Here is a 20,646-nt window from a genome sequence, read left to right on the forward strand (position 1 = left end):
GACATGCGCGTGTCGCAAGCCTGTGTGTTAGCCTTGCGTGATCTTTCTCCATCGCAGGACGCCTGCAGGGCCTGCCCGTATTCCTTGAAGTACACCATGCGATGGGTCGTGGCCAGACGGTCCTGCGAAGGGCTCAGGTGCCAAGCCCAATGATTTCGTCTCCCGGCTTTGCGCGGCACTGCGCACCGATCGGTTCCCACCCGCGCCGCACGACAATCCTCTCCTTGTCGTGGCACATCTCCACCCGGCGCGCCTCGGGCAGCCGGCGATGAACAAACGCCTCGATCGACTCCGGCACGCTCACCTGCAGTGCGAGCGCGTGGATGTCCTCGACCGGATGGTCGTCCACATGCACCAGCGGCACGAACTGTCCCGCGAACATCATCGCGTGCGATGCAATCCTCACCGGGCCGGCCGTGTAGTTCTGCGCGCGCAGCCAGGCCTGGGCGTGCTCGCGCGGAGCACCGGTGCCGTCGAAACGCCCCCAGGCGCTGGCCAGGAGCTCGGCCACCCACTGATTGCAATTCTGATAGCGCGTGCCAAAGGCGTAGGCATTCGCACTGTAGCGGCCCGCCAGCAGCGAGAGGGCGAGGGATTTGTCGAGCGCGGTCCTTTCCAGCGCGCCGTCTTCATCGGGCAGGAACACGAGCGACATGTGGCCGCGGCTCGGCGCTTCGGCGCCGAGCGCGAAACCGGCGACGCCCTGGTCGAACAGGCGCGGGCGCGATTCGTCGCAGGCGTAGTAGAGCTGGCGCACGGCCCAGGGGCTGGCGGGGTTGTCCCGCAAGGCGATACCGGCGTGCGAATACACCAGGCCGAAGCGGCTCAGGTCGGTGCCGGCGCGCGAGACCAGCGCCACGCGCGCGCCGGAATGTTCCAGCTCGCGCTTGAGGACGCCGGCAAAGCGCAGCACACGGTCCTGGTCGGCGGCGCTGATCTCGTTCGCACGTTCGCAGAAGGTCGGGATACCGGCCCAGGCGCTGCCGCTCGCGCAGAAGGCCAGGGCCGCGCAGAGCGGCCGCAGCCCCGGTCGCAGCCGCGGTTGCGGCCGCGGTTGCAGCCGATTCCGCATCAGATCGCGACTTTTTGCGAGCCCAGTTCGCGGTGCCAGTTGTCTTCGAGCGCGAGGAAGAAGGCTTGCTTGCTGTCCGCATGCGCGAATTCATAGCCGTATTCGCGCAGGTTCACTTGCACCAGTGCGCCCTTGTCCACAGTGCGCTGCGCCAGCACGCGGTTCGGCACGTCAAGGGTGAATTCCTGTGTGGCGCCGGCGGCAGCCGCGTGCAGGGTCATGCGCGTGGTGCCTGGTTTACCCGGTGCGGCGGCGATGTCGATGACGCGGTACTGGCCGGCGGCCACGCGGTCGTCGCCGCCGGAGCTGTTGCTCGAGGCGCCCATCGAATCGGAAACGCTGCCCGACGAGGCCGAACCCGCGCTCGAAGCGGACGACGTGGCAGTGCTGGCGGCCTGCACGGGCAGGGCCAAAGCGGCGGCGAACAGGGCGACGCAGCCGGCGCGGGAGAGGAGGGAACTGGTCATGTAAAGCTTTCGTAGTCGAGCTGAATGCTCCATGGTACAAGGGCGCTGCGTGCTTGAGAAGGCTTGTCGGCAGCAATGTTCAGGGCCGTAGCGCGATGCAAACAAAATTTGCATGACAGGCCCCCATGGCAAAGCTTATTTGCATGGAGCACAGGAATGCCGTCATCCCGACGACTCCCTCTAGATCGATGCTCTTTCGACAGCGTCAGCCTGGCGTACACTAGAGGCAATAACAACAAGGATTCCAGATGGAGACAAACCGCAGATCCTTCCTGAAAGCCGGTGCCGTGGGCGCGCTCGTACTGGCCGCAGGCGGCGGCATCTACCGCGCCCTGCACACGCCAGGTCTGCAACGCTTCGTGCTCGATGGCGAAGCGCGCGCCGCCCTGGGCGCCATCGTCCCGGCCATGCTGGCCGGTGCGCTGCCCGCCAGCCCCGCCGAGCGCACGGCGGCGGTGTCCCGCACTGTCGCGGGCGTGCACACGGCGATTGCGAACCTGCCGCTATCGGTGCAAAAGGAAGTGCAGGACCTGTTTGGCCTGCTCGCGCTGGCGCCGGCGCGGCGTCTGCTGACCGGTATCCCGGGTGGCTGGACGCAAGCCGATCCGCAGGCCGTCAGTGCTTTCCTGCAGGACTGGCGCCTGCACCGCCTTGCCCTGCTGCGCACCGCCTACAGCGCGCTGCACGACCTATCGCTCGGCGCCTGGTATGCGCAGTCGGCCAACTGGAGTGCGATCGGCTATCCCGGGCCGATGAAGGAACTGTCAACGCCATGACCGAAAAAACCATCCCCATCTCCCAAGCCATCATTCCCGACCCGATCCGCCTCGGCATCGCACGCGGCTGGAAGATCGTCGACGCCGCACGCCTCGAAGCGGACCGCACCCTGGAAGCGGACGTCGTCATCGTCGGCAGCGGCGCCGGCGGCGGCGTCACCGCCGAAATCCTGGCGCTGGCGGGCCTGTCGGTCTTGATCGTGGAAGAGGGCGCGCTGCAGTCGTCGGGCGATTTCAAGATGCGCGAGGCCGACGCCTATCCATCCCTGTACCAGGAGTCGGCCGCGCGCCAGACGCTCGACAAGGGCGTCAAGATCCTGCAGGGACGCACCGTCGGCGGCTCGACCACCGTCAACTGGACCTCGAGCTTTCGCACGCCCGTGCCGACGCTCGACTACTGGCGCGACCGGTTCGGCTTGAGCGGCTACGACAGCGCATCGCTGGAGCCCTGGTTCGCGATGATGGAAGCGCGCCTGCACGTGAGCGACTGGCAGGCCCCGCCGAACGAAAACAACGACCTCCTGAAACGGGGCCTGGACAAGCTCGGGATCGCATCGGGCTTCATTCGCCGCAACGTGAAGGGTTGCTGGAACCTGGGCTACTGCGGCATGGGCTGCCCGACGAATGCCAAGCAGTCGATGCTGGTGACGACGATTCCGTCGGCGCTCGAGCATGGGGCGACGCTCGTGACGCGTGCGCGCGCGGAGCGCTTCGTGCTGCGCGGCGAACGCGCCGACGAACTGCTGTGCACCGCATTGAGCGCCGATGGCGTCGCTCCCACCGGACGCCTGCTGCGCCTGCGCGCGAAACACTTCGTCGTCGCGGGCGGCGCGATCAATTCGCCGGCCCTGTTGATGCGTTCCGGCGCGCCCGATCCGCACGGCCTGCTGGGAAAACGCACCTTCCTGCACCCGACCCTGATCTCGGCCGGCATCTTCCCGCAGCGCGTGGACGCCTGGGCCGGTGCGCCGCAGACCGTTTACTCGGACCACTTCCTGGGTACAAGCCCGATCGACGGCCCGCTCGGCTACAAACTCGAAGCGCCGCCGCTGCATCCGGTGCTGTTGTCGACGACGCTCGGTGGTTTCGGCCACGGCCACTTCGATCTCATGCGCCAGTTCCCGCATATGCACGGGATGCTGGCACTGCTGCGCGACGGCTTCCATGAACAGTCGCCGGGCGGCGCCGTGCAATTGAAGGATGGCGCCGCGGTGCTCGACTATCCGCTCAACGATTTTCTGTGGGATGGCGCGCGCCGCGCCTTGCTCACGATGGCCGAGATCCAGTTCGCGGCCGGCGCGAGCGCCGTGCAGCCGGCACACGAAACGGCGCAGCTGTATACCTCATGGGCTGAGGCGAAGCGCGCCATCGCGACGCTGCCGCAGCAGTTGCACATGACGCGCGTGGCGTCGGCCCACGTGATGGGCGGCTGCACGATGGCGGGCGATGAACGGCGCGGCGTGACCTCGGCGGACGGGCGCTACCGTGGGCTGGCGAACCTGTCGGTGCACGACGGCTCGCTGTTCCCGACCTCGATCGGCGCCAACCCCCAGCTGTCGATCTACGGCATCACGGCGCGCCTGGCGAGCAGCCTGGCCACCAGCCTGACCGGCAAGCCGGCGCCACGGGTAGCGCCATGAGCATGAGCGCACGCCGCATGCTGCAATGGCTGCTGGTGCTGCAGGCGGTGGGCGCGGCCGGCATTGCGCTGGCCGGCTGGCGCTGGTTCGATGTACCGCTATGGGCGGCGCTTGCGCTGGGTGTTGCCTGCGTGGCGCTGGTACGCCTGGCCATCAACATGAACAATTTTGTCCTCAGCGCCTGCTTCGCCAGCCCGACGCCCCCCGAATTTCATCTCGGTCCGGGCGCTCGCCTGCGCCTCCTGGCCGAGGAATTCAGGACCAGCATGCTGTACACGTCGTGGTTCATGCCGCGCGGCGCCCCCTGCCGCCACATCGATCCGGAATCGAGCGCGGTGCCCGTGCTGCTGGTGCACGGCTACGGCTGCAACAGCGGCTACTGGAGCTATCTGCTGCCGCGCCTGGAACGCAACTTCATCAGCTATGCCGGCATCGACCTGGAACCGGTCGGCGGCGCGATCGACGACTACGTGCCGCTCATCGAGGGCGCGGTCGATCAATTGTGCGCCGCCACCGGCGCGTCGCAAGTGGCCATCGTCGCCCACAGCATGGGCGGCCTGGTGGCGCGCGCCTGGATGCGCGTGCACGGAAGCAGCCGCGTGGCGCGCATCATCACGCTCGGCACGCCGCACCACGGCACGGGGCTGGCGAGCTTCGGGCTGGGCGCCAACGCAGCCCAGATGCGGCGCGTCAAGGGCGCCGCCTGCGACTGGCTGCAGGAGCTCGGTAGCGCGGAGGACGCCGCGCAACGGCTGCTCATCACTTCCATCTTCAGCCACCACGACAACATCGTCTCGCCGCAGACCTCGAGCATCCTGGCGGGGGCGCGCAACATCGCGCTGGGCGGCGTCGGCCACGTGGCGCTGGGCTGCAACGGACGCGTGCTCGATACCGTGATGGAGGAGCTGGGCGCGCTGAAGTGCCGAACGGACCAGGACGGGGGCGTCGATGACGGGGCGGCCCCGGTCCTGCTGCTGGTCGACGATGACGCGTTCATGCTCGCCATGCTGGACGAGACCGTGCAGGGCCAGGGCTGGCGCGTGCTGAGCGCGGGTTCGGGCGCCGACGCGCTGGCCGTGCTGGCGCGCGAACGCGTTGCCGTGATCGTGAGCGACCATCTGATGCCGGGCATGACTGGCGCCGCATTGCTGGCGCAGGCGCGCCGCCTGGCGCCTGGCAGCTTCCGGATCCTGCTGTCGGGCGCGCAGGACGATCCGGCGATTGCCGCGGCCCTGGCCAGCGGCGACGCCGACGCTTACCAGGCCAAGCCCTGGCGCGCCGACGCATTGCTGGCACTGCTGCACGGGGCCTTACCCGTGCAAGGCACGCATGGCGTTTAGAATGCGGGTTCTATCGAGCACACCGACAATGGCGTGAACAGCATGAGGAAGCGATGACGAAGAATATCAAGGAACTCGAGCAGGAAGAAGAGGAGCTCGCGCGCGCCGTGCGCAGCTCGGCCCAGCAGATCTGGCAGGCGGGCCTGGGTGCGTTCGCCAAGGCTCAGCAGGCGGGCGGGCGCGAGTTCACGCGCCTGGTGCGCGACGGCAGCGAGCTGCAAAAGCGCGCGCGCCAGGTCGAGGACGCGACCGACACCGTGGCGCGCAAGGCCGAGCGCTCCAGCCGCCGCGCGTCCGGCACCTGGGGCAAGCTGGAACAGGTGTTTGAAGAACGCGTGGCGCGGGCGCTGGCCACCATCGGCGTGCCGGCGCGCAGCGAGATGGAAGCGCTGAACGGTCGCATCGATGAGCTGGAGCGGATGCTGGCGGAACTCGCGGGCGAACACCTGCGCCGCAAGGCGCAGAAGAAGGCGCTTGCGCAACCGGCGACGAAGGCAGCGCCGGCGCAGGGGACCGCGGCCAAAGCGCCGGGGGCGCGGCCGGCCACCAAACGCACCGCGGCAAAAGGCGGCGCCGCCGGCTGAACCGCAAGCGCGCCATGCCCGCGCAATGCCGCCGGCATGCGGTTCGATGATATGCTTGCGAGTGACATCACCACCACCGCCATCCATGCTACAGAAAGCTCCACGCCGCACCCGTGAACGCATCCTCGAGCTCTCGCTCAGGCTGTTCAACGAGTTCGGCGAGCCGAACATCACGACGACCGTCATTGCCGAGGAGATGAATATCTCGCCCGGCAACCTGTACTACCATTTCCGCAACAAGGACGACATCGTCAATTCGATCTTCGTGCAGTTCGAGGCCGAGATCGAGCGCATCCTGACGGTGCCGGCGGGACGGCGGTCGAACATGGAAGACGTCTGGCTCTACCTGCACCTGATGTTCGAGCTGATCTGGCGCTACCGCTTCTTCTACCGCGACCTGAACGACCTGCTGTCGCGCAACCGCAAGCTCGAGCTGCACTTCAAGGCCATCCTGGCGCACAAGATCAAGGTCGCGCGCCAGCTGTGCGAAGACCTGCGCAGCGAAAATTCGCTCGATGCCAGCGACCAGCAGATCGCCGCCATGGCGACCAACATGGTCGTGGTGGCGACTTACTGGCTGTCCTACGAATACGTGCGCAACCCGAGAAAATACAGCGAGCAGCAGGCGATTGCCGACGCGCTCGCGCGTGGTTGCTACCAGGTGCTGTCGATGCTCGGGCCCTACCTGCGTGGCGATACCAGCCTGCTGTTCGAGAAGCTCTCGGAGGAGTACCTCAAAAAACTCCCCGACGAAGGCCGCGACCCGAGCGCCTGAGAAAACCGCCCATGGCGGCGTTGCATCGTCTCGCCGTACTATCGTACTGTCTTCGACGCTGCGCCTTGCCCTGGACGGTTTTCTCAGGCGCTTAACTATTTACGGAACCTCCATGAAATCGATTGCCGTCTACTGCGGCGCCTCCAATGGCGCCAAGCCCCTGTATGCCGACGCCGCACGCTGCCTGGCGCGCGTGCTGGTCGAGCACAATATCGCCCTCGTCTACGGCGGCGGCAAGGTCGGCCTGATGGGCGTGATCGCGGACGAGGTCTTGCGCCTCGGCGGCGAAGCCACCGGCGTCATCCCGCGCGCGCTGGTCGAACGCGAAGTCGGCCATGCCGGTCTGACGCGATTGTTCGTGGTGAAGGACATGCACGAGCGCAAGGCCATGATGGCCGAGCTGTCCGAAGGCTTTATCGCCATGCCGGGCGGCTTCGGCACGCTGGAAGAACTGTTCGAGATGGTGACCTGGGCCCAGCTGGGCATTCATGCCAAGCCGATCGGCTTGCTCAATGTCGATGGTTTCTACGATGGCTTGATGGGCTTCGCGCGGCACCAGGTGGAAGAGGGCTTCGTGCGCCCGGGGCATGCGGCGCTGATGCAGGTCGATGCGGATCCGGAAGCGCTGGTGCGGCGCTTGCGCGACGCGGCGGGAATCCAATAACCCTTACACGGCGGCCAGCTCCAGCTCCAGCGCATACGCCTCCAGCATGTCGACAATCTCGTCCGCCGGCACCGGCCTGCTGAACAGGTAGCCCTGCATCTCGTCGCACTCGTTCTCGCGCAGGAAGGCGCGCTGCTGCTCGGTTTCGACGCCTTCTGCAATCACGCGCAAATTCAGTTTGTGGCCAAGCGAGATCACGGCCATGGCAATGGCCTGGTCGTCCGGGTTGTCGGCCAGTTCGCTGACAAAACTCTTGTCGATCTTCAGGCGGCTGATCGGAAAGGTCTTCAGTGACGACAGGCTCGAGTAGCCGGTGCCGAAGTCGTCGATCGACAGCGACACGCCCATCGCTTCGAGCTCGCGCATCTTGGCGACCGATTTTTGCAGGTCGCGCATGATCAGGCTTTCAGTCACTTCCAGTTCCAGCAGTTCCGGCATCAGGCGCGTGTCGCGCAGTGCCGCGGCGACGCGCTCGACCAGGCGTGCTTCCTCGAACTGGCGCGCCGATACGTTCACCGACATGGTGATCGGCGGCAGGCCGGCGTCGACCCAGGCGCGCGCCTGGCGGCAGGCTTCGCGCACCACCCAGTCGCCGATCTCGACGATCAGGCCACTCTCTTCGGCCAGGCCGATGAAGCGCTGCGGCGGCACCATGCCGTGCTCCGGATGCTGCCAGCGGATCAGCGCTTCGACGCCGAACACGCGCCCGGTGCGCAGGTCGACCTTGGGCTGGTACAACAGGCGGAAGCCGTTATCAAAGGCGCCCTCCAGGGTCGCCTGCACGGCATGGCGCAGGCCGTCGAGCAGCACCAGCTTTTCCTCGACGCTGTCATTCATCTCGCGCGCATAGAACTGGAAGTTATTGCTGCCCATGTCCTTGGCGCGGTACATCGCGGCGTCCGCGTTCAGGAGCAAGGCACTGGCGTCAAGCCCGTCGCGCGGGTACATCACCACGCCCATGCTGCAGCTGACCTGCACCGCCTGGCCGGCCACCTCGATCGGTTCGGTGACGGCGAGCCGGATTTTTTCGAGCAGCGGCCCCAGCCCCTGCGGGTCATGCGCCTGGTCCGGCAGCAGGATCACGAATTCGTCGCCGCCGAAGCGCGCCAGCGTGTCGCTGCGGCGCAGGCATGCGCCCATGCGCCGGCTGACCACCTTCAGCAATTCGTCGCCGGCCTTGTGGCCAAGGCCGTCGTTGATCAGCTTGAAGCCGTCGAGATCGACAAACGCCAGCGCCACGGCATTGCCTTGCCGTGCGGCGTTGCCGATGGCCTGCTCGATGCGGTCATGCATCAGGTTGCGGTTCGGCAGGCCGGTCAGCTCGTCGTGGTGCGCCATGTGAAAGATCCGTGCCTCGACCTGCTTGCGCTCGCTGATGTCGCGCACGATCACCACCGCGCCGCCCTCGACCGCCACCACCTGGCGGTGCAGCCAGCGTCCGTCGGCCTCGCGCGAGGAGGCCTGCCATTCGCCTTCGCGCGGCTGGCCATCCCGGGCCACCTGGGCGATATCGTCGAAAATGCCGTTGCTGCGGAAGTGCGGGAACACGTCGCACAGGAGCATGCCCTGCATCCGCGCGCGCGGCAGGCCGGTGAGCCCCTCGGCGCGCGAGTTGGTCGCTTCCACCAGGAAGTCGGCGATGCCGCCCTCGTGGCCGGGCACGCTGCGCAGCACGAAGAAGGCGTCCAGGCTGCCTTCCGAGGCGGCGGCATAGGTTTCCTGGGCGCGGCGCGCACGCCGGCGCACCCTGGCCAACTGCCAGGCCCAGCCTGAGATCACGCTCACCACCAGCAGCAGCATGGCGGTGGCACTGCCGGCGGCAAGCAGGTAGGTCCCGCGCTTTTCATTGAACGGCGCGAACTGCTCTTCCTGCGACAGGCCGACCACGATCGCCAGCGGGAAGCCGTGCAGGCGCTGCACGCTGGTGTAACGGGCCACGCCGTCCGGACCCTGGTACAGGCTGACGCCGCCGGCGGCGCTCCCGAGTTCGATGCGCTGGCCCCAGGTCACGCTGTCGCCCATGCGCAAGACGCGCATCTGGCCATCGAGGCCGGCCAGACCGAGCATGCCGTGCTCGCCGTCGCGCGCGCGTTCATAGGCGCTGGTGAAGTAGGCCGGATCGGCCGCGACGATCGCCACGCCGGCGAAGCGCCCGGCGCCGTCGTTGATGCGGCGCGTGAAGTGCAGGTGCGGCTCGGCGTTGGCGCTGTCGCCGAGGGTCGCGCTGACAAATGGCAGGCCCAGGTCATTGTTGCGGTGGTAGAGGAAGTAACCCGTACCCGAGATATCGTGCGCGCCCCGCTCCGGGTTGGTGGCATTCACGCGGCCGTCGCGGTCGGCAATCGACACCGCGAATACCAGCGCCGGCGGCAGCAGGCCTTGTGCGCGCAGGGCCGGAATCGCGCCTTGCGCGCCATTGAGGGCGACCGCATATTTGAGCACCTTCAGGGTCTGGTCGATGCCGTACAGGCTGCGCGCCATCTGTGCTTCGTAGGTGGCGACGCGCTCGCGTGTCGCCGCTTCGACCGCCCGCACGGTGGCGGCGCGATCGGCGTCGATCACGCGCAGCGTCAGGACCCACAAACCGATGACGAGGAGAACGGCAAACAGGGGCAGCGAAATATGGGTGTCGAGGCCGCGCCCGAGCCAGCGCGCCAGTGTCGAAGCGCGCCCGCCCGTGCGGACAGAGGAGAGTGAGGGAATCATGCGCGTCCTTTCAATGCACCAGCAAAACCTGGCGCACGCTCGGGTCGAGCGCCTCGCGTTCGATATAACCGACCAGGGCCGGGTCGTCGGCCACCGCCTTGCGCACCTCGGCGTTGCCTGCCAGGTCGCGCGGCGGCTGGCCGCGGCCGGTAAACACCATCTTCGACCAATAGGCCTTCAGCAGGGCCGGCGTCTTGCCGGCCACGCGAGCGTAAAACTGGTCGCGCTCCTTTGATGCGATCGGCTGGTCGAGCGGGGTGGCGAGCGCCCCGTTCGGAAAGCGCGGCGCCTGGCCGAGAAAGATGGCTGCCACCTGGTCCGGGCGCAGTGCCTCGACCGGGCTGTGGGCGGAGACGATCACGACCAGCTCGCCGGCTTGCGCGAGCCCTGCGCAGAACGCGAGGAGAATGGCGCCGAGGAGCCTGGTGGGAATCAATGTCATGCCTGCCCTCAAAAGACGAAGTCGAGGGCGGCGCTGGTCACCCGCGCCGTGCGCCCGGACTGGTAGTCCGGCACCGAATTGATGAACATGCCGCGCGTGCCCGCGCGCGTGGTGACACGCTCGTGCTGCAGTTTCAGCGCAATATTTGCAGCGAGGTCCCAGCGCACGCCGGCGCTGAGCGTGGACTGCGAGGGCACCGCGCGCATCATGGCAGCGAGCGCCGAATTGACGGCGCCGCCTGCAGCCGCAGACGGCGCCGGCAGGCCGCCCAGTGCCAACGCGTTCGGTCCTTCCGGTTCGCGGCCCCACACCCGGGCGTAGCCGGCATACGGCGTCAGGGTACCGTGCCGCCAGCCGCTGCTCAGGTAGGCCGAGCGCGTGCCGCCGAGGTAGCCCTTGACTTTGCTGCGCCCGGCTTCGCTCACGATGAACCAGTCGCCCGGATCGTAGTTCAGTCCGAGGCTCGCGGCCGTGGCGCGTTTGTCGTCGATATTCAGGCGGCGCGAGATGTCGCGCCCCTGGGGACCGAAGCTGTCGAGCGCGTCGAACAGTTCCGGAAACAGGTTCACCGACAGGCGCGTGGTGATGACCGAGGCGCGGGCGCTGAACGCGCCTTGCTCGACCGTGTGCGAGAGCCCGGCGATGGCGCGCCCGCGCAGGCGAGCGCCGTCGAAGAGCGGCATGTCGGTGCGGCCATAGAAGGCCTGCGTGGTGCTGCGCAGGGCTTCGCCGTTCCACTGCCAGCTGAGATCGGCGCCGTCGCTATTGCTGATCGGCAGGACACCATACACCTCGATCGGCGTGCGGACCCACGGATAGGCATAGCCGACTTTCCGGTAGTCGGCGGCGATGAACATCGGCAGCGCGATGCGTCCGAAGCGCAGGGCCAGTTCGGGCGTCGCCTGGTATTTCAGGTTGGCCCATTCCACTCGCGGCTGGTAGCTCGAGTCGAGGCGCTGCTCGGTGACGACCTGCACGACGGCGGACCAGCGCGCATCGAGGCGCCAGTCCAGCTGGCCGCCGAGCCGGGTATCGACGTGGCGGCTCCAGTGTGCCGTGCGTCCGGCCCCGTCGGCTTTCAGGACCGAGGCGGCGAAGTCGGCCTGGCGTTCGTCCGAGTGGACGGCGCCGAGCGTGCCGAAACCGGAAAATTTCCAGCTCGACGGGGTGGTTTCAGCGCAAGCAAGGCCACTGAGGGAAAACAGGGCGGCGCCCACGCAGGCGGCGCGGGAAGACAGGACTGCAGTGGGGTAAAACATGGTCGCTTTCGTTCGGGTCTGGCTTGCTTGCTGCGGGCGGGCAGCCCACAATGACCTGGTCCGCCATGCCCTGAGGCCGGCCGCATTGCATGGCGCACGCTATGCTCAGAACTGTAGCGGACGCACCCCGGCGAAGTCGATATATTTACTATGGGAAACTGTTTTGATGCATTAAAACGTTGTTAAGAGGCAACGAAAATTTGTATGGCGCATACTCCGGTCTCGTTTTCAGATTTTTTGCAACTGTCGGTCGATCGCCTGGCGCGAACGTTCGCTGCGTTCGCTGTAGCGGTCGGTCAGGTAATCGGTACGGCCGCGCATCAAGAGGGTAAACTTGACCAGTTCCTCCATCACGTCGACGACGCGGTCGTAGTAGCTCGATGCCCGCATCCGACCCTCGTCGTCGAATTCCTTGTAGGCCATCGGCACCGAGGATTGGTTCGGGATCGTGACCATGCGCATCCAGCGCCCCAGCAGGCGCAGCGTGTTGACGACGTTGAACGATTGCGAGCCGCCGCACACTTGCATCACGGCCAGGGTACGGCCCTGGCTCGGGCGCAGCGCGCCTTGCTCGAGCGGGATCCAGTCGATCTGGTTCTTCATCACCCCCGTGATCGCGCCATGCCGTTCGGGACTGCACCAGACCTGGCCCTCGGACCACAGGCACAGTTCGCGCAGCTCGACCACTTTCGGGTGCGTCTCCGGGACACTGCCGACCATCGGCAATTCCATCGGGTCGAAGATCTTCACGTCGGCGCCGAAGTGCTCGAGGATGCGCGCCGCCTCGAAGGTGAGGAAGCGGCTGAAGGAACGCTCGCGCAGCGAGCCGTAGAGCAGCAGGATGCGCGGCGGGTGGTGCATGTCGCCCACGGGCTCGAGCTTGTCGAGCGTCGGCATGTCCAGCAGTTCCGGCGCGAGGTTGGGCAGGTTCGGGATGGTAGTCATGTGGGTCTTTCTTAACTGAGGCGCAGGGCAAGCGCGCACAGGGTGACGAACAGGATCGGCAGCGTCAGCACAATACCGACGCGGAAATAATAGCGCCAGGAGATCTGGATATCCTTGCTTGAAAGTACGTGCAGCCAGAGCAGGGTGGCCAGGCTCCCGATCGGCGTGATCTTGGGCCCGAGGTCGGCCCCGATGACGTTCGCGTAAATCATTGTTTCTCGCACCACGCCGCTAGTTGCGGTAGCGTCGATCGCCAGCGCGCCCACCAGCACGGTCGGCATGTTGTTCATGATCGAGGAAAGAATCGCCGTGATGAAGCCGGTACCGAGCGCCGCGCCCCAGACGCCGTACTGCGCGCATCCATTCAGCAGATCGGTCAGGTAGTTGGTCAGGCCCGCATTGCGCAGGCCATACACCACCAGGTACATGCCAAGCGAGAAGACGACCACCTGCCACGGCGCGCCGCGCAGCACCTCACGTGTCGAGATCCGATGCCCACGTGCTGCCACGGCCAGCAGCAGCGCCGCGCCGACTGCCGCCACGGCGCTGATCGGGACGCCGATATCGTCAAGCCAGAAGAAGCCGACCAGCAGCATCGCCAGGACCCACCAGCCGGTAACAAAGGTCGCGCGGTCATGGATGGCCTCTTCCGGGCGCTTCAATTGTGCCATATCGTAATTCGCCGGAATGTCCTTGCGGAAGAACCAGGTGAGCGCCGCCAGCGTCGCGGCCACCGACACCAGGTTGACCGGCACCATCACTGCCGCGTAGCGTGCGAAGCTGATGTCGAAGTAATCGGCCGAGACGATGTTCACCAGGTTCGACACCACCAGCGGCAGGCTGGCGGTGTCGGCGATGAAGCCGGCCGCCATCACGAAAGCCAGTGTGGCTTTTGCCGAAAAGCGCAGCGCAACGAGCATGGCGATCACGATCGGCGTCAGGATCAGCGCCGCGCCGTCGTTGGCGAACAGTGCCGCCACCGCTGCGCCCAGCAGGACCAGCAGCACGAACAGGCGTCGGCCGTTCCCCTTTCCCCAGCGCGCCACGTGCAGCGCCGCCCACTCGAAGAAGCCGGCTTTGTCGAGCAGCAGGCTGATGATGATGACGGCGACAAAGGCACCGGTCGCATTCCAGACGATGTCCCACACCACGGGGATGTCGGCGACGTCGATGACGCCGGCGAGCAGGGCGACGACAGCGCCTGCGCTGGCGCTCCAGCCGATGCCCAGGCCGCGCGGCTGCCAGATGACGAGGATGAGGGTGACAATGAAAATCAGAAGGGCAATGAGCACGACAATCCTGATGGGAGGTGAAGGAAAGGACGGCGCGAACCGTGATTACGGCAGCAGCCTGCCGATGCGGTCGAGCTCGGCCTTGAGCCGGTCCTTGTCGGCTTTCAGCTCTTCCAATGGCAGCGCCAGGAAGGCTTGCGTACGCGCGAGGATGATGTCATAGGTGCGCTCGAATGCCGCTTCAATCTCTTCCTCCGTGCCGACCACATGGCTCGGGTCTTTCAGACCCCAGTGGGTGCGCGTTACCTTCCCCAGATAGGCCGGGCAGGTCTCGCCGGCGGCGCTGCCGCAGACGGTGACGACGATGTCCGGCACCAGTGGCAGCGCATCCCACGACTTGCTGTAGTAACCCTCGGTCGAGATGCCCTTGCGGTGAAGCAGGGCAATGGCGCGCGGATGCAACCAGCCGGTGGGCTGGCTGCCGGCGCTGATCGCACGCATGCCTTCCGGCGCCAGGTGGTTGAAGCTGCCTTCGGAAAGAACGGAGCGGCAGGAGTTGCCGGTGCAGAGAAACAGGATGTTCATAGTGGGGTCAAGATCGTGGAGGAAGTCAGGCCGGACGTGTGCCGGCGGGTTCGCCTGGTGCTGCGCAGGCGTCGATGACCGGGGCGCCGCAGGGAACGCCGCCGCAACAGTTTTCGGTGAGGAAGCCCACCAGGGCGTTCATTGCGTCGACGTTCGCCGAATAGATGAGGAAGCGCCCGTCCTGCCTTGCGCTCAGCAGATCGGCATGCGACAGTTCTTTCAGGTGGAACGAGAGCGAAGAGGGCGCAATGGCGAGATGCTCGGCAATCCTGGTCGCGGCCATTCCAGCCGGGCCGGCCTGTACCAGCAGCCGGAACACGGCCAGCCGGCTTTCCTGTGCCAGCGCGGCAAGGGCTTTCAGGGCCGATTTGGTCTCCATGGCTTACCCTGTGATGTGGAAGAATTGAGGCATCATAGCGTGGTTGCTACGATAATTCAACGATTGTCGAAACATTGCGCGGAGTTGCGCCGAGAATGCTTATTACGCAGCCTTAGTCGGCTCCCTCGAGAGGCGTCATCCACAGCTTCTCGCCGCTCTGCTCCATATGCGTGAGGTAGAGCCGCAAATCGAGTTCGAACTGGTGGTATTGCGGCTCCATCCAGCAGCACAATTTATAGAACGCCTTGTCGTGCCCCTTTTCCTTCAGGTGCGCCAGTTCGTGTACGGCGATCATGCGCAAGAATTCCAGCGGGGCGTCGCGAAACACACTGGCAATCCGGATTTCGTGCTTGGCCTTCAGACGGCTGCCCTGGACGCGCGAGATCGCGGTGTGCAGGCCGAGGGCGTGCTGCACCACGTGGATCTTGCTGTCGTAGGCGACTTTCGCGACCGGCTCGGCGTTGCGCAGGTAGTCGTCCTTCAGGTCCTGCACGTAGTCGTAGAGGGCGCGGTCGGTGCGCAGGCCGTGCGGACGTGGATAGCGCGAGCGCAGCAGGGCGCCCAGGCGTCCCTCCTGGATCAGGGAGGCGGCCTGCTGGCGCAACTGGTCGGGATAGGCGGTGAGGTAGCGGAGTTCGGACATGGAGCGGGAATGTACCACAGGGGCGGCGCCCCTGCAGCTGCCCGGGCGCCGCCATCACGGTGCATCAGCTTTCCTTGCCTCCCTGGCGATTGCCCCCCTTGGCTGGCGCGGCGGCGGCGGCGCTTGCCGCAGCCCGGCTGGCCGACTGCCGGCTCTCGCCCCACTTGCGGCCGATATCGGCCATGTGTGCACGGTTGCGGCTGACTGCCTCCCCGCCTTTCTGCCCCGCGCGGCGCGCTTCCTCGGAGTCGAATTCGTGCGCCGTGCCTTTCTGGTGGGCGGCCTGGCCACCCTTGCTGGCGATCTCGCGTTGCTGGTTCTGGTCCATCGCCGCGAAGCCGCGCTTGGCCGGCGCGCCGTTGCCACCACTGCTCTTTTGCGCGCTGCCGCTGGAGCTGCCTGCGCTCTTGCCGCTCTCCTTGCTTGTCGCCATGTCGTTCTCCTGGTTGCCCTGCAGTGAAGAGGAAGTGAACGCACATTGCTGCGCTCGTCCGGTTAGAGACACCACTCCTGTGTTAGTTCCATCTGCTTGTGCGTGCAGTCGAATCAATCCGGCGCGCGTGGCGGCCTGCGGCTGCCGTCGTGCGGCACCGGCGCCCCGTCGAAGGCCGGCGGTGCGCTCATGTCGTCCTCGAGCTCGGCGCGCCGCAGCGCCAGCCGGTGTCCGAGTGCGACCAGGTCGACGCCCGAGGTGCGCGCTGCCGCGAACATCTCGCTTTCTTCCTGCGCGATATGGTGCGCGACCTCTTCGAACAGCACTGCCAGCGTGGCGTCGAAATGCTCGTCGCCCGGGTACATGACTTCGAGCTGGCTGACCAGTTCGCGCGCGCCCGCATGCTCGAGCTCGGCGTCATCGAACAACTCGTCGTCCCCAAGCGCCGCGCGCAGGGCCGGGTAGAACAGTTCTTCCTCGATCATCGTGTGAACGATGAGCGCGTCGCAGAGATCGTCGACCAGTTCGGCCATCATTTCCTCCGCGTCTTCCAGGGCGCGCAGGCTCGCGTATTGTGCGAACAGCAGGCGCACCTGCTCGTGATCGGCGCGCAGCAGCGCAAGCGCGTCCTGGGGTAGGGAAGGGAAATGGGCAGACATGGGGTCCTCGACGAAAACAGTTAGTCTCAGTAGACGCCGCAGGACCGATGGAGTTCAGGCGAAGCGCCTGCGCCAGCGATTGGCGCAAGCGTGCTTGCAAAAGTTTCTCAGGCCTCGGCCACCTTGAGTACCAGCTTGCCGAGGTTTTCGCCCTTGAACAGCATCAGCAGCGTGGACGGGAAGGTCTCGAAGCCCTCGACAATATGTTCGCGGCTCTTGAAACTGCCTTCCTTCATCCAGCGCGCCAGCGTCGCCACGCCTTCAGGATAGCGGGCCGCGTAGTCGGTTACAAGCATGCCTTCCATGCGTGCGCGGTTCACCAGCAGCGCCATGTAGTTCGATGGGCCCTTGACCGCTTCGGTGGCGTTGTACTGCGAGATCGCGCCGCAGATGACGATGCGCGCCTTCATGCTGATGCGGGTAAGCACCGCGTCGAGGATGTCGCCGCCGACGTTGTCGAAATAGACGTCCACGCCCTGCGGGCAATGTTGCTTCAGCCCGGCCTGCACCGGACCGGCCTTGTAGTCGATGCAGGCGTCGAAACCGAGTTCCTCGACCACGAAGCGGCATTTCTCCTCGCCGCCGGCAATGCCAACCACGCGGCAGCCCAATTGTTTTGCTACCTGTCCCACGGTCATCCCGACCGCGCCGGCCGCGCCCGACACCACGACCGTCTCGCCCGCCTTCGGCTGGCCGACCTCGGTCAATCCGAAGTATGCCGTCATGCCCGGCATGCCGAGTGCGTTGAGCCAGGTCGGCAGGGGCGCCAGGTTCGGATCGATTTTCGCCAGCATCGCGCCCTTGTCGTCGGCAGGCCCCGTCCAGTAGCGCTGCACGCCCGTCACGCCCATCACGTGGTCCCCCGCAGCAAACTTCGGCGACTTCGACTCGACCACCACGCCGACGCCGCCTGCGCGCATGACTTCGCCGATGGCCACCGGTCGCACATAGGAGCGGGCATCGTTCATCCAGCCGCGCATGGCCGGGTCGAGCGAAATGTAGAGGATCTTGACGCGCACTTCGCCGTCGGCGAGCTCGGCAAGGGCCGGCGTGGCGCGCTGCCAGTCGCTGTCCTTGGGCATGCCGACAGGGCGTGCGCCGAGCAGGAATTGGTCGTTGGTGGCTTGGGTCATGGGTGTCTCCCTGTGTTGGTTGAACTGCCAACTATACCTAAAAACGGACGGTCGTGCGTTTTTCTGTCCCATGTTTTTTATGGCTGTTTTTGCAAGCCGTGCGACAATGCTAGAGCCATCTTCAACCAGCACGCCGCCACCATGACGCATCCGGAATACATCCTGACCCTGTCCTGCCACGACCAGCGCGGCATCGTGCTGCGCGTGGCCGGTTTCCTGGCCGAGCACGGCTGCAACATCATCGATTCGGCCCAGTTCGGCGACCCGGAGTCGCAATTGTTCTTCATGCGCGTGCACTTCGCGCTGGAAGACAGCGCGGTACTGGAGGCCGACCTGCGCGGCGCCTTTGCCACCTTGTGCGAAGCGAACGCGATGCGCGGCCAGCTGCACGATGCGGCTGCCAAGCCGCGCGTGCTGATCATGGTTTCGAAGATCGGGCACTGCCTGAACGACCTGCTGTTTCGCTACAAGAGCGGGCTGCTGCCGGTCGAGATTCCGGCGATCGTCTCGAACCATATGGAGTTCTACCAGCTCGCGGCAAGTTACAATATCCCGTTTCACCACTTGCCGCTGGCAACGGGCGCGAGCAACGAGGCCAGGCTGACGCAGGAAGCGCGCATCATCGAACTGCTCGACATGCACAAGGTCGACCTGGTGGTGCTGGCGCGCTACATGCAGATCCTGTCGCCCGGGCTATGTAATGCATTGCAGGGCAGGGCGATCAATATCCACCACTCGTTCCTGCCGAGCTTCAAGGGCGCGCGGCCGTATGCGCAGGCCCACACGCGCGGCGTCAAGCTGATCGGCGCGACGGCGCATTTCGTGACGGGCGAGCTCGACGAGGGGCCGATCATCGAACAGGATGTCGAGCGGGTCGACCATGCGATGACGATCGAGGAGCTCACCGCGATCGGACGCGACGTCGAATGCGTGGTGCTGGCGCGCGCGGTGAAATGGTTCGTGGAACACCGCATTTTGCAAAACGGCGACCGTACGGTCGTCTTCAAATAATTAAAGATAACGTAAAGCAGCAATGGCCCTCAAAGCAACGATCTATAAAGCAGACATCCAGATCGCGGACATGGACCGCAACTATTACGCGGAGCATGGGCTGACGATTGCCCGTCATCCGTCCGAAACCGACGAGCGCGTGATGATCCGCGTGCTTGCATTCGCCCTGCACGCGAACGAATCGCTGGCCTTCACCAAGGGCCTGTTCGACACGGACGAGCCGGACCTGTGGCAGAAAGATTTGACGGGCGCCATCGACACCTGGATCGAAGTCGGCCAGCCGGACGAGAAGCGTTTGTTGAAAGCCTGCGGACGTGCCGAGCACGTCTATGTCTACTGCTACAGCGCGACCAGCCACATCTGGTGGAAAGGTCTTGCCAACAAGCTCGAGCGCGCGCGCAATCTCACCGTCATCAACATCCCGGCCGAGACCAGCGCCGCTTTGGTCGGGCTCGCCAAGCGTTCGATGCAGCTCCAGTGCACGATCCAGGACGGGCAGCTGTGGCTGACCGACAGCGTCGACACGGTGCTGGTCGAGCGCGAAAGCTTCAAGGCCGCGGCATCCTGAGAACCCAGTTTTCACCTATTCGAATCGAGCTGACCATGATCCGTACCCTGTCCGTCCTGCTGGCCGCCGGCCTGTTTTCCACCAGTGCGCTGGCGCAAGTGACCGTGCTGGACCCCTGGGTGCGCGCCACCGTACCGAACCAGAAGGCGTCCGGCGCCTTCATGCGCGTGCAGTCGACGTCGGATGCGCGCCTGGTCGGCGTCAGCACCCCGGCCGCCGGCCGCGCCGAGCTGCATGAGATGGGCATGGAGAACAACACGATGCGCATGCGCCAGGTCGACGCCATCGCGCTGCCGGCCGGGAAGCCGGTCAACCTGGCCTCGGGCGGCTACCACGTGATGTTGTTCGACCTGAAGCGCCAGCTGAAGGAAGGCGAGACCGTGCCGGTGACGCTGGTGGTGCAGGATGCGGCGAAAAAGAGCAGCAGCGTGACGGTCGAGGCGCAAGTGCGGCCGTTGACGTATGTGGCACCGCAGGCGGGAACGGCGCACGGGCATCATTGATCGCAACGCGGACCTACTTCGGCGACGCCCCCATGCGCCGTACACCGCCTGATCCGATCGTCGATTTGCTCACCTGCGGGTCGCCGTAATAATTCACATCTCCCGAGCCCGCGATCGTCGCGCTCAGTGCATTGCGCGGCCAGACCGTGGCTTCGCCCGAACCGGCGATCGTCACGCTGGCGCTGTTCGCCTGCACCCGGCCCAGGTCGACGTCGCCCGAACCGCCGATCGAGACCGTGAGCTCGCCGATCGTGCCGCGCGCGGCTTGCAGGTCGCCGCTGCCCCCCAGGGAGACCGCCATCGCGTCGCTCTCGACGCCTTTCAGCTTGATCGAACCCGAGCCGCCCAGGTCGATGTCGAGCTTGCGTGCGCGCAGGGCATCGGCGTCGATGCTGCCCGAGCCGCCCAGGGCCAGGCGCTCGATCGAACGCGCCTGCACGACGACGCGGATCGATGCCGATTTCAGGTTCAGGTTGCGACGATTTGCACGGATCTTCAGCATGCCATCCTCGACCACGGTCTCGATCAGCGGCAGCAGGTTGTCGTCCGCTTCGATCGTGACGCCCTCGGTGTTGCCGATGCGCAGTTCGACATGCCCCGCCAGTCCCAGCGACAGGCCGTTGAAATTGCCGACCTGGCGCACCTGCTTGACGATGCGCCCGCTGCCTTGCACCTGCTCGCCACCCCAGTCCCAGGGAGCGGCCGCGACGTGGGTGGTGGCGGCCAGGCTGCCGGCGATGCAGGCGGCCAGCAGGGTGCGGCGGGCGAAGGTGAAATAAGCCTGGTTCATGATGGTGTCCTCACGGTTGTCGATGCTGCCACTCTAGCCG

The 20,646-nt window shown here is 65.9% G+C and carries 23 protein-coding genes; 9 read left to right on the forward strand and 14 right to left on the reverse strand.

Annotated elements, in window-relative coordinates:
* Positions 1-133: 133 nt before the first annotated feature.
* Complete coding sequence (locus ACHAC9_RS13840; RefSeq protein ID WP_435760580.1) at positions 134-1,072, reverse strand: DUF2145 domain-containing protein; 939 nt, start codon at positions 1,070-1,072, stop codon at positions 134-136.
* Positions 1,072-1,539, reverse strand: coding sequence for a hypothetical protein (locus ACHAC9_RS13845; RefSeq protein ID WP_435760581.1), 468 nt, complete (start codon positions 1,537-1,539; stop codon positions 1,072-1,074). The genes ACHAC9_RS13840 and ACHAC9_RS13845 overlap by 1 nt, the downstream gene beginning before the upstream one ends.
* A gap of 248 nt (positions 1,540-1,787) precedes the next feature.
* Here ACHAC9_RS13845 and ACHAC9_RS13850 point away from each other — a divergent pair, with 248 nt between their 5' ends.
* The 6 genes from ACHAC9_RS13850 (at position 1,788) to ACHAC9_RS13875 (ending at position 7,318) form a co-directional block, all read left to right on the forward strand.
* Positions 1,788-2,315, forward strand: coding sequence for a twin-arginine translocation signal domain-containing protein (locus ACHAC9_RS13850; protein ID WP_435760582.1), 528 nt, complete (start codon positions 1,788-1,790; stop codon positions 2,313-2,315).
* Positions 2,312-3,955, forward strand: coding sequence for a GMC family oxidoreductase N-terminal domain-containing protein (locus ACHAC9_RS13855; protein WP_435760583.1), 1,644 nt, complete (start codon positions 2,312-2,314; stop codon positions 3,953-3,955). The genes ACHAC9_RS13850 and ACHAC9_RS13855 overlap by 4 nt, the downstream gene beginning before the upstream one ends.
* Positions 3,952-5,295 carry an alpha/beta fold hydrolase gene (locus tag ACHAC9_RS13860; RefSeq protein WP_435760584.1) on the forward strand — a complete coding sequence of 448 codons (1,344 nt, stop codon included), beginning with the start codon at positions 3,952-3,954 and terminating at the stop codon, positions 5,293-5,295. Before ACHAC9_RS13855 ends, ACHAC9_RS13860 begins: the two co-directional genes overlap by 4 nt.
* A gap of 53 nt (positions 5,296-5,348) precedes the next feature.
* Positions 5,349-5,879: a phasin family protein gene (locus ACHAC9_RS13865; RefSeq protein WP_435760585.1), complete on the forward strand. Its 531-nt coding sequence runs from the start codon at positions 5,349-5,351 to the stop codon at positions 5,877-5,879.
* 85 nt (positions 5,880-5,964) lie between these two features.
* Positions 5,965-6,654 carry a TetR/AcrR family transcriptional regulator gene (locus ACHAC9_RS13870; protein WP_435760586.1) on the forward strand — a complete coding sequence of 230 codons (690 nt, stop codon included), beginning with the start codon at positions 5,965-5,967 and terminating at the stop codon, positions 6,652-6,654.
* A 112-nt stretch (positions 6,655-6,766) separates the two neighbouring features.
* Positions 6,767-7,318 carry a TIGR00730 family Rossman fold protein gene (locus ACHAC9_RS13875; protein ID WP_435760587.1) on the forward strand — a complete coding sequence of 184 codons (552 nt, stop codon included), beginning with the start codon at positions 6,767-6,769 and terminating at the stop codon, positions 7,316-7,318.
* A gap of 3 nt (positions 7,319-7,321) precedes the next feature.
* On the opposite strand, the gene ACHAC9_RS13880 is transcribed toward ACHAC9_RS13875, so the two are convergent.
* The 11 genes from ACHAC9_RS13880 to ACHAC9_RS13930 form a co-directional block, all read right to left on the reverse strand.
* Positions 7,322-10,024 (reverse strand): bifunctional diguanylate cyclase/phosphodiesterase, encoded by a 2,703-nt coding sequence (locus ACHAC9_RS13880; protein ID WP_435760588.1) that lies wholly within the window; start codon positions 10,022-10,024, stop codon positions 7,322-7,324.
* Between the two features lie 10 nt (positions 10,025-10,034).
* Complete coding sequence (locus ACHAC9_RS13885; protein ID WP_435760589.1) at positions 10,035-10,466, reverse strand: phosphate ABC transporter substrate-binding protein; 432 nt, start codon at positions 10,464-10,466, stop codon at positions 10,035-10,037.
* A gap of 8 nt (positions 10,467-10,474) precedes the next feature.
* Positions 10,475-11,725 (reverse strand): hypothetical protein, encoded by a 1,251-nt coding sequence (locus tag ACHAC9_RS13890; RefSeq protein WP_435760590.1) that lies wholly within the window; start codon positions 11,723-11,725, stop codon positions 10,475-10,477.
* A gap of 228 nt (positions 11,726-11,953) precedes the next feature.
* A complete protein-coding gene (gene arsH, locus ACHAC9_RS13895) occupies positions 11,954-12,670 on the reverse strand; it encodes an arsenical resistance protein ArsH (RefSeq protein WP_435760591.1) in 717 nt (238 codons plus the stop codon).
* Between the two features lie 11 nt (positions 12,671-12,681).
* Positions 12,682-13,962 carry an arsenic transporter gene (locus ACHAC9_RS13900; protein ID WP_435760592.1) on the reverse strand — a complete coding sequence of 427 codons (1,281 nt, stop codon included), beginning with the start codon at positions 13,960-13,962 and terminating at the stop codon, positions 12,682-12,684.
* A 45-nt stretch (positions 13,963-14,007) separates the two neighbouring features.
* A complete protein-coding gene (locus ACHAC9_RS13905; RefSeq protein WP_435760593.1) occupies positions 14,008-14,487 on the reverse strand; it encodes an arsenate reductase ArsC in 480 nt (159 codons plus the stop codon).
* Between the two features lie 25 nt (positions 14,488-14,512).
* Positions 14,513-14,866: an ArsR/SmtB family transcription factor gene (locus ACHAC9_RS13910; RefSeq protein WP_435760594.1), complete on the reverse strand. Its 354-nt coding sequence runs from the start codon at positions 14,864-14,866 to the stop codon at positions 14,513-14,515.
* 112 nt (positions 14,867-14,978) lie between these two features.
* Positions 14,979-15,509 carry a YgjP-like metallopeptidase domain-containing protein gene (locus tag ACHAC9_RS13915; RefSeq protein WP_435760595.1) on the reverse strand — a complete coding sequence of 177 codons (531 nt, stop codon included), beginning with the start codon at positions 15,507-15,509 and terminating at the stop codon, positions 14,979-14,981.
* Positions 15,510-15,573: 64 nt separating this feature from the next.
* Positions 15,574-15,942 carry a KGG domain-containing protein gene (locus tag ACHAC9_RS13920; RefSeq protein WP_435760596.1) on the reverse strand — a complete coding sequence of 123 codons (369 nt, stop codon included), beginning with the start codon at positions 15,940-15,942 and terminating at the stop codon, positions 15,574-15,576.
* A gap of 113 nt (positions 15,943-16,055) precedes the next feature.
* A complete protein-coding gene (locus ACHAC9_RS13925; RefSeq protein WP_435760597.1) occupies positions 16,056-16,601 on the reverse strand; it encodes a hemerythrin domain-containing protein in 546 nt (181 codons plus the stop codon).
* Between the two features lie 107 nt (positions 16,602-16,708).
* Positions 16,709-17,734: an NADP-dependent oxidoreductase gene (locus ACHAC9_RS13930; protein WP_435760598.1), complete on the reverse strand. Its 1,026-nt coding sequence runs from the start codon at positions 17,732-17,734 to the stop codon at positions 16,709-16,711.
* Positions 17,735-17,875: 141 nt separating this feature from the next.
* Here ACHAC9_RS13930 and purU point away from each other — a divergent pair, with 141 nt between their 5' ends.
* Genes purU through ACHAC9_RS13945 form a run of 3 tightly spaced genes read left to right on the forward strand, consistent with a single transcriptional unit; the run spans position 17,876 to position 19,816 of the window.
* Positions 17,876-18,745: a formyltetrahydrofolate deformylase gene (purU, locus tag ACHAC9_RS13935; RefSeq protein ID WP_435760599.1), complete on the forward strand. Its 870-nt coding sequence runs from the start codon at positions 17,876-17,878 to the stop codon at positions 18,743-18,745.
* Between the two features lie 22 nt (positions 18,746-18,767).
* Positions 18,768-19,313, forward strand: a complete 546-nt coding sequence (locus tag ACHAC9_RS13940) for a YaeQ family protein (RefSeq protein WP_435760600.1) — start codon at positions 18,768-18,770, stop codon at positions 19,311-19,313.
* 35 nt (positions 19,314-19,348) lie between these two features.
* Entirely contained in the window at positions 19,349-19,816 is a 468-nt protein-coding gene (locus ACHAC9_RS13945; RefSeq protein WP_435760601.1) for a copper chaperone PCu(A)C, read from the forward strand.
* A gap of 13 nt (positions 19,817-19,829) precedes the next feature.
* Here ACHAC9_RS13945 and ACHAC9_RS13950 read toward each other — a convergent pair whose 3' ends face one another.
* Positions 19,830-20,606 carry a head GIN domain-containing protein gene (locus ACHAC9_RS13950; protein WP_435760602.1) on the reverse strand — a complete coding sequence of 259 codons (777 nt, stop codon included), beginning with the start codon at positions 20,604-20,606 and terminating at the stop codon, positions 19,830-19,832.
* Between the last annotated feature and the right edge of the window lie 40 nt (positions 20,607-20,646).

Source organism: Massilia sp. CMS3.1 (assembly GCF_051262535.1).
GTDB lineage: Bacteria > Pseudomonadota > Gammaproteobacteria > Burkholderiales > Burkholderiaceae_D > Telluria.

Bases quoted from the DNA above. Each gene is read 5' to 3' on its own strand.
- ACHAC9_RS13840 (WP_435760580.1), bottom strand. From the start codon at position 1,072: ATGCGGAATCGGCTGCAACCGCGGCCGCAACCGCGGCTGCGACCGGGG.
- ACHAC9_RS13845 (WP_435760581.1), bottom strand. From the start codon at position 1,539: ATGACCAGTTCCCTCCTCTCCCGCGCCGGCTGCGTCGCCCTGTTCGCC.
- ACHAC9_RS13850 (WP_435760582.1), top strand. From the start codon at position 1,788: ATGGAGACAAACCGCAGATCCTTCCTGAAAGCCGGTGCCGTGGGCGCG.
- ACHAC9_RS13855 (WP_435760583.1), top strand. From the start codon at position 2,312: ATGACCGAAAAAACCATCCCCATCTCCCAAGCCATCATTCCCGACCCG.
- ACHAC9_RS13860 (WP_435760584.1), top strand. From the start codon at position 3,952: ATGAGCATGAGCGCACGCCGCATGCTGCAATGGCTGCTGGTGCTGCAG.
- ACHAC9_RS13865 (WP_435760585.1), top strand. From the start codon at position 5,349: ATGACGAAGAATATCAAGGAACTCGAGCAGGAAGAAGAGGAGCTCGCG.
- ACHAC9_RS13870 (WP_435760586.1), top strand. From the start codon at position 5,965: ATGCTACAGAAAGCTCCACGCCGCACCCGTGAACGCATCCTCGAGCTC.
- ACHAC9_RS13875 (WP_435760587.1), top strand. From the start codon at position 6,767: ATGAAATCGATTGCCGTCTACTGCGGCGCCTCCAATGGCGCCAAGCCC.
- ACHAC9_RS13880 (WP_435760588.1), bottom strand. From the start codon at position 10,024: ATGATTCCCTCACTCTCCTCTGTCCGCACGGGCGGGCGCGCTTCGACA.
- ACHAC9_RS13885 (WP_435760589.1), bottom strand. From the start codon at position 10,466: ATGACATTGATTCCCACCAGGCTCCTCGGCGCCATTCTCCTCGCGTTC.
- ACHAC9_RS13890 (WP_435760590.1), bottom strand. From the start codon at position 11,725: ATGTTTTACCCCACTGCAGTCCTGTCTTCCCGCGCCGCCTGCGTGGGC.
- arsH (WP_435760591.1), bottom strand. From the start codon at position 12,670: ATGACTACCATCCCGAACCTGCCCAACCTCGCGCCGGAACTGCTGGAC.
- ACHAC9_RS13905 (WP_435760593.1), bottom strand. From the start codon at position 14,487: ATGAACATCCTGTTTCTCTGCACCGGCAACTCCTGCCGCTCCGTTCTT.
- ACHAC9_RS13910 (WP_435760594.1), bottom strand. From the start codon at position 14,866: ATGGAGACCAAATCGGCCCTGAAAGCCCTTGCCGCGCTGGCACAGGAA.
- ACHAC9_RS13915 (WP_435760595.1), bottom strand. From the start codon at position 15,509: ATGTCCGAACTCCGCTACCTCACCGCCTATCCCGACCAGTTGCGCCAG.
- ACHAC9_RS13920 (WP_435760596.1), bottom strand. From the start codon at position 15,942: ATGGCGACAAGCAAGGAGAGCGGCAAGAGCGCAGGCAGCTCCAGCGGC.
- ACHAC9_RS13925 (WP_435760597.1), bottom strand. From the start codon at position 16,601: ATGTCTGCCCATTTCCCTTCCCTACCCCAGGACGCGCTTGCGCTGCTG.
- ACHAC9_RS13930 (WP_435760598.1), bottom strand. From the start codon at position 17,734: ATGACCCAAGCCACCAACGACCAATTCCTGCTCGGCGCACGCCCTGTC.
- purU (WP_435760599.1), top strand. From the start codon at position 17,876: ATGACGCATCCGGAATACATCCTGACCCTGTCCTGCCACGACCAGCGC.
- ACHAC9_RS13940 (WP_435760600.1), top strand. From the start codon at position 18,768: ATGGCCCTCAAAGCAACGATCTATAAAGCAGACATCCAGATCGCGGAC.
- ACHAC9_RS13945 (WP_435760601.1), top strand. From the start codon at position 19,349: ATGATCCGTACCCTGTCCGTCCTGCTGGCCGCCGGCCTGTTTTCCACC.
- ACHAC9_RS13950 (WP_435760602.1), bottom strand. From the start codon at position 20,606: ATGAACCAGGCTTATTTCACCTTCGCCCGCCGCACCCTGCTGGCCGCC.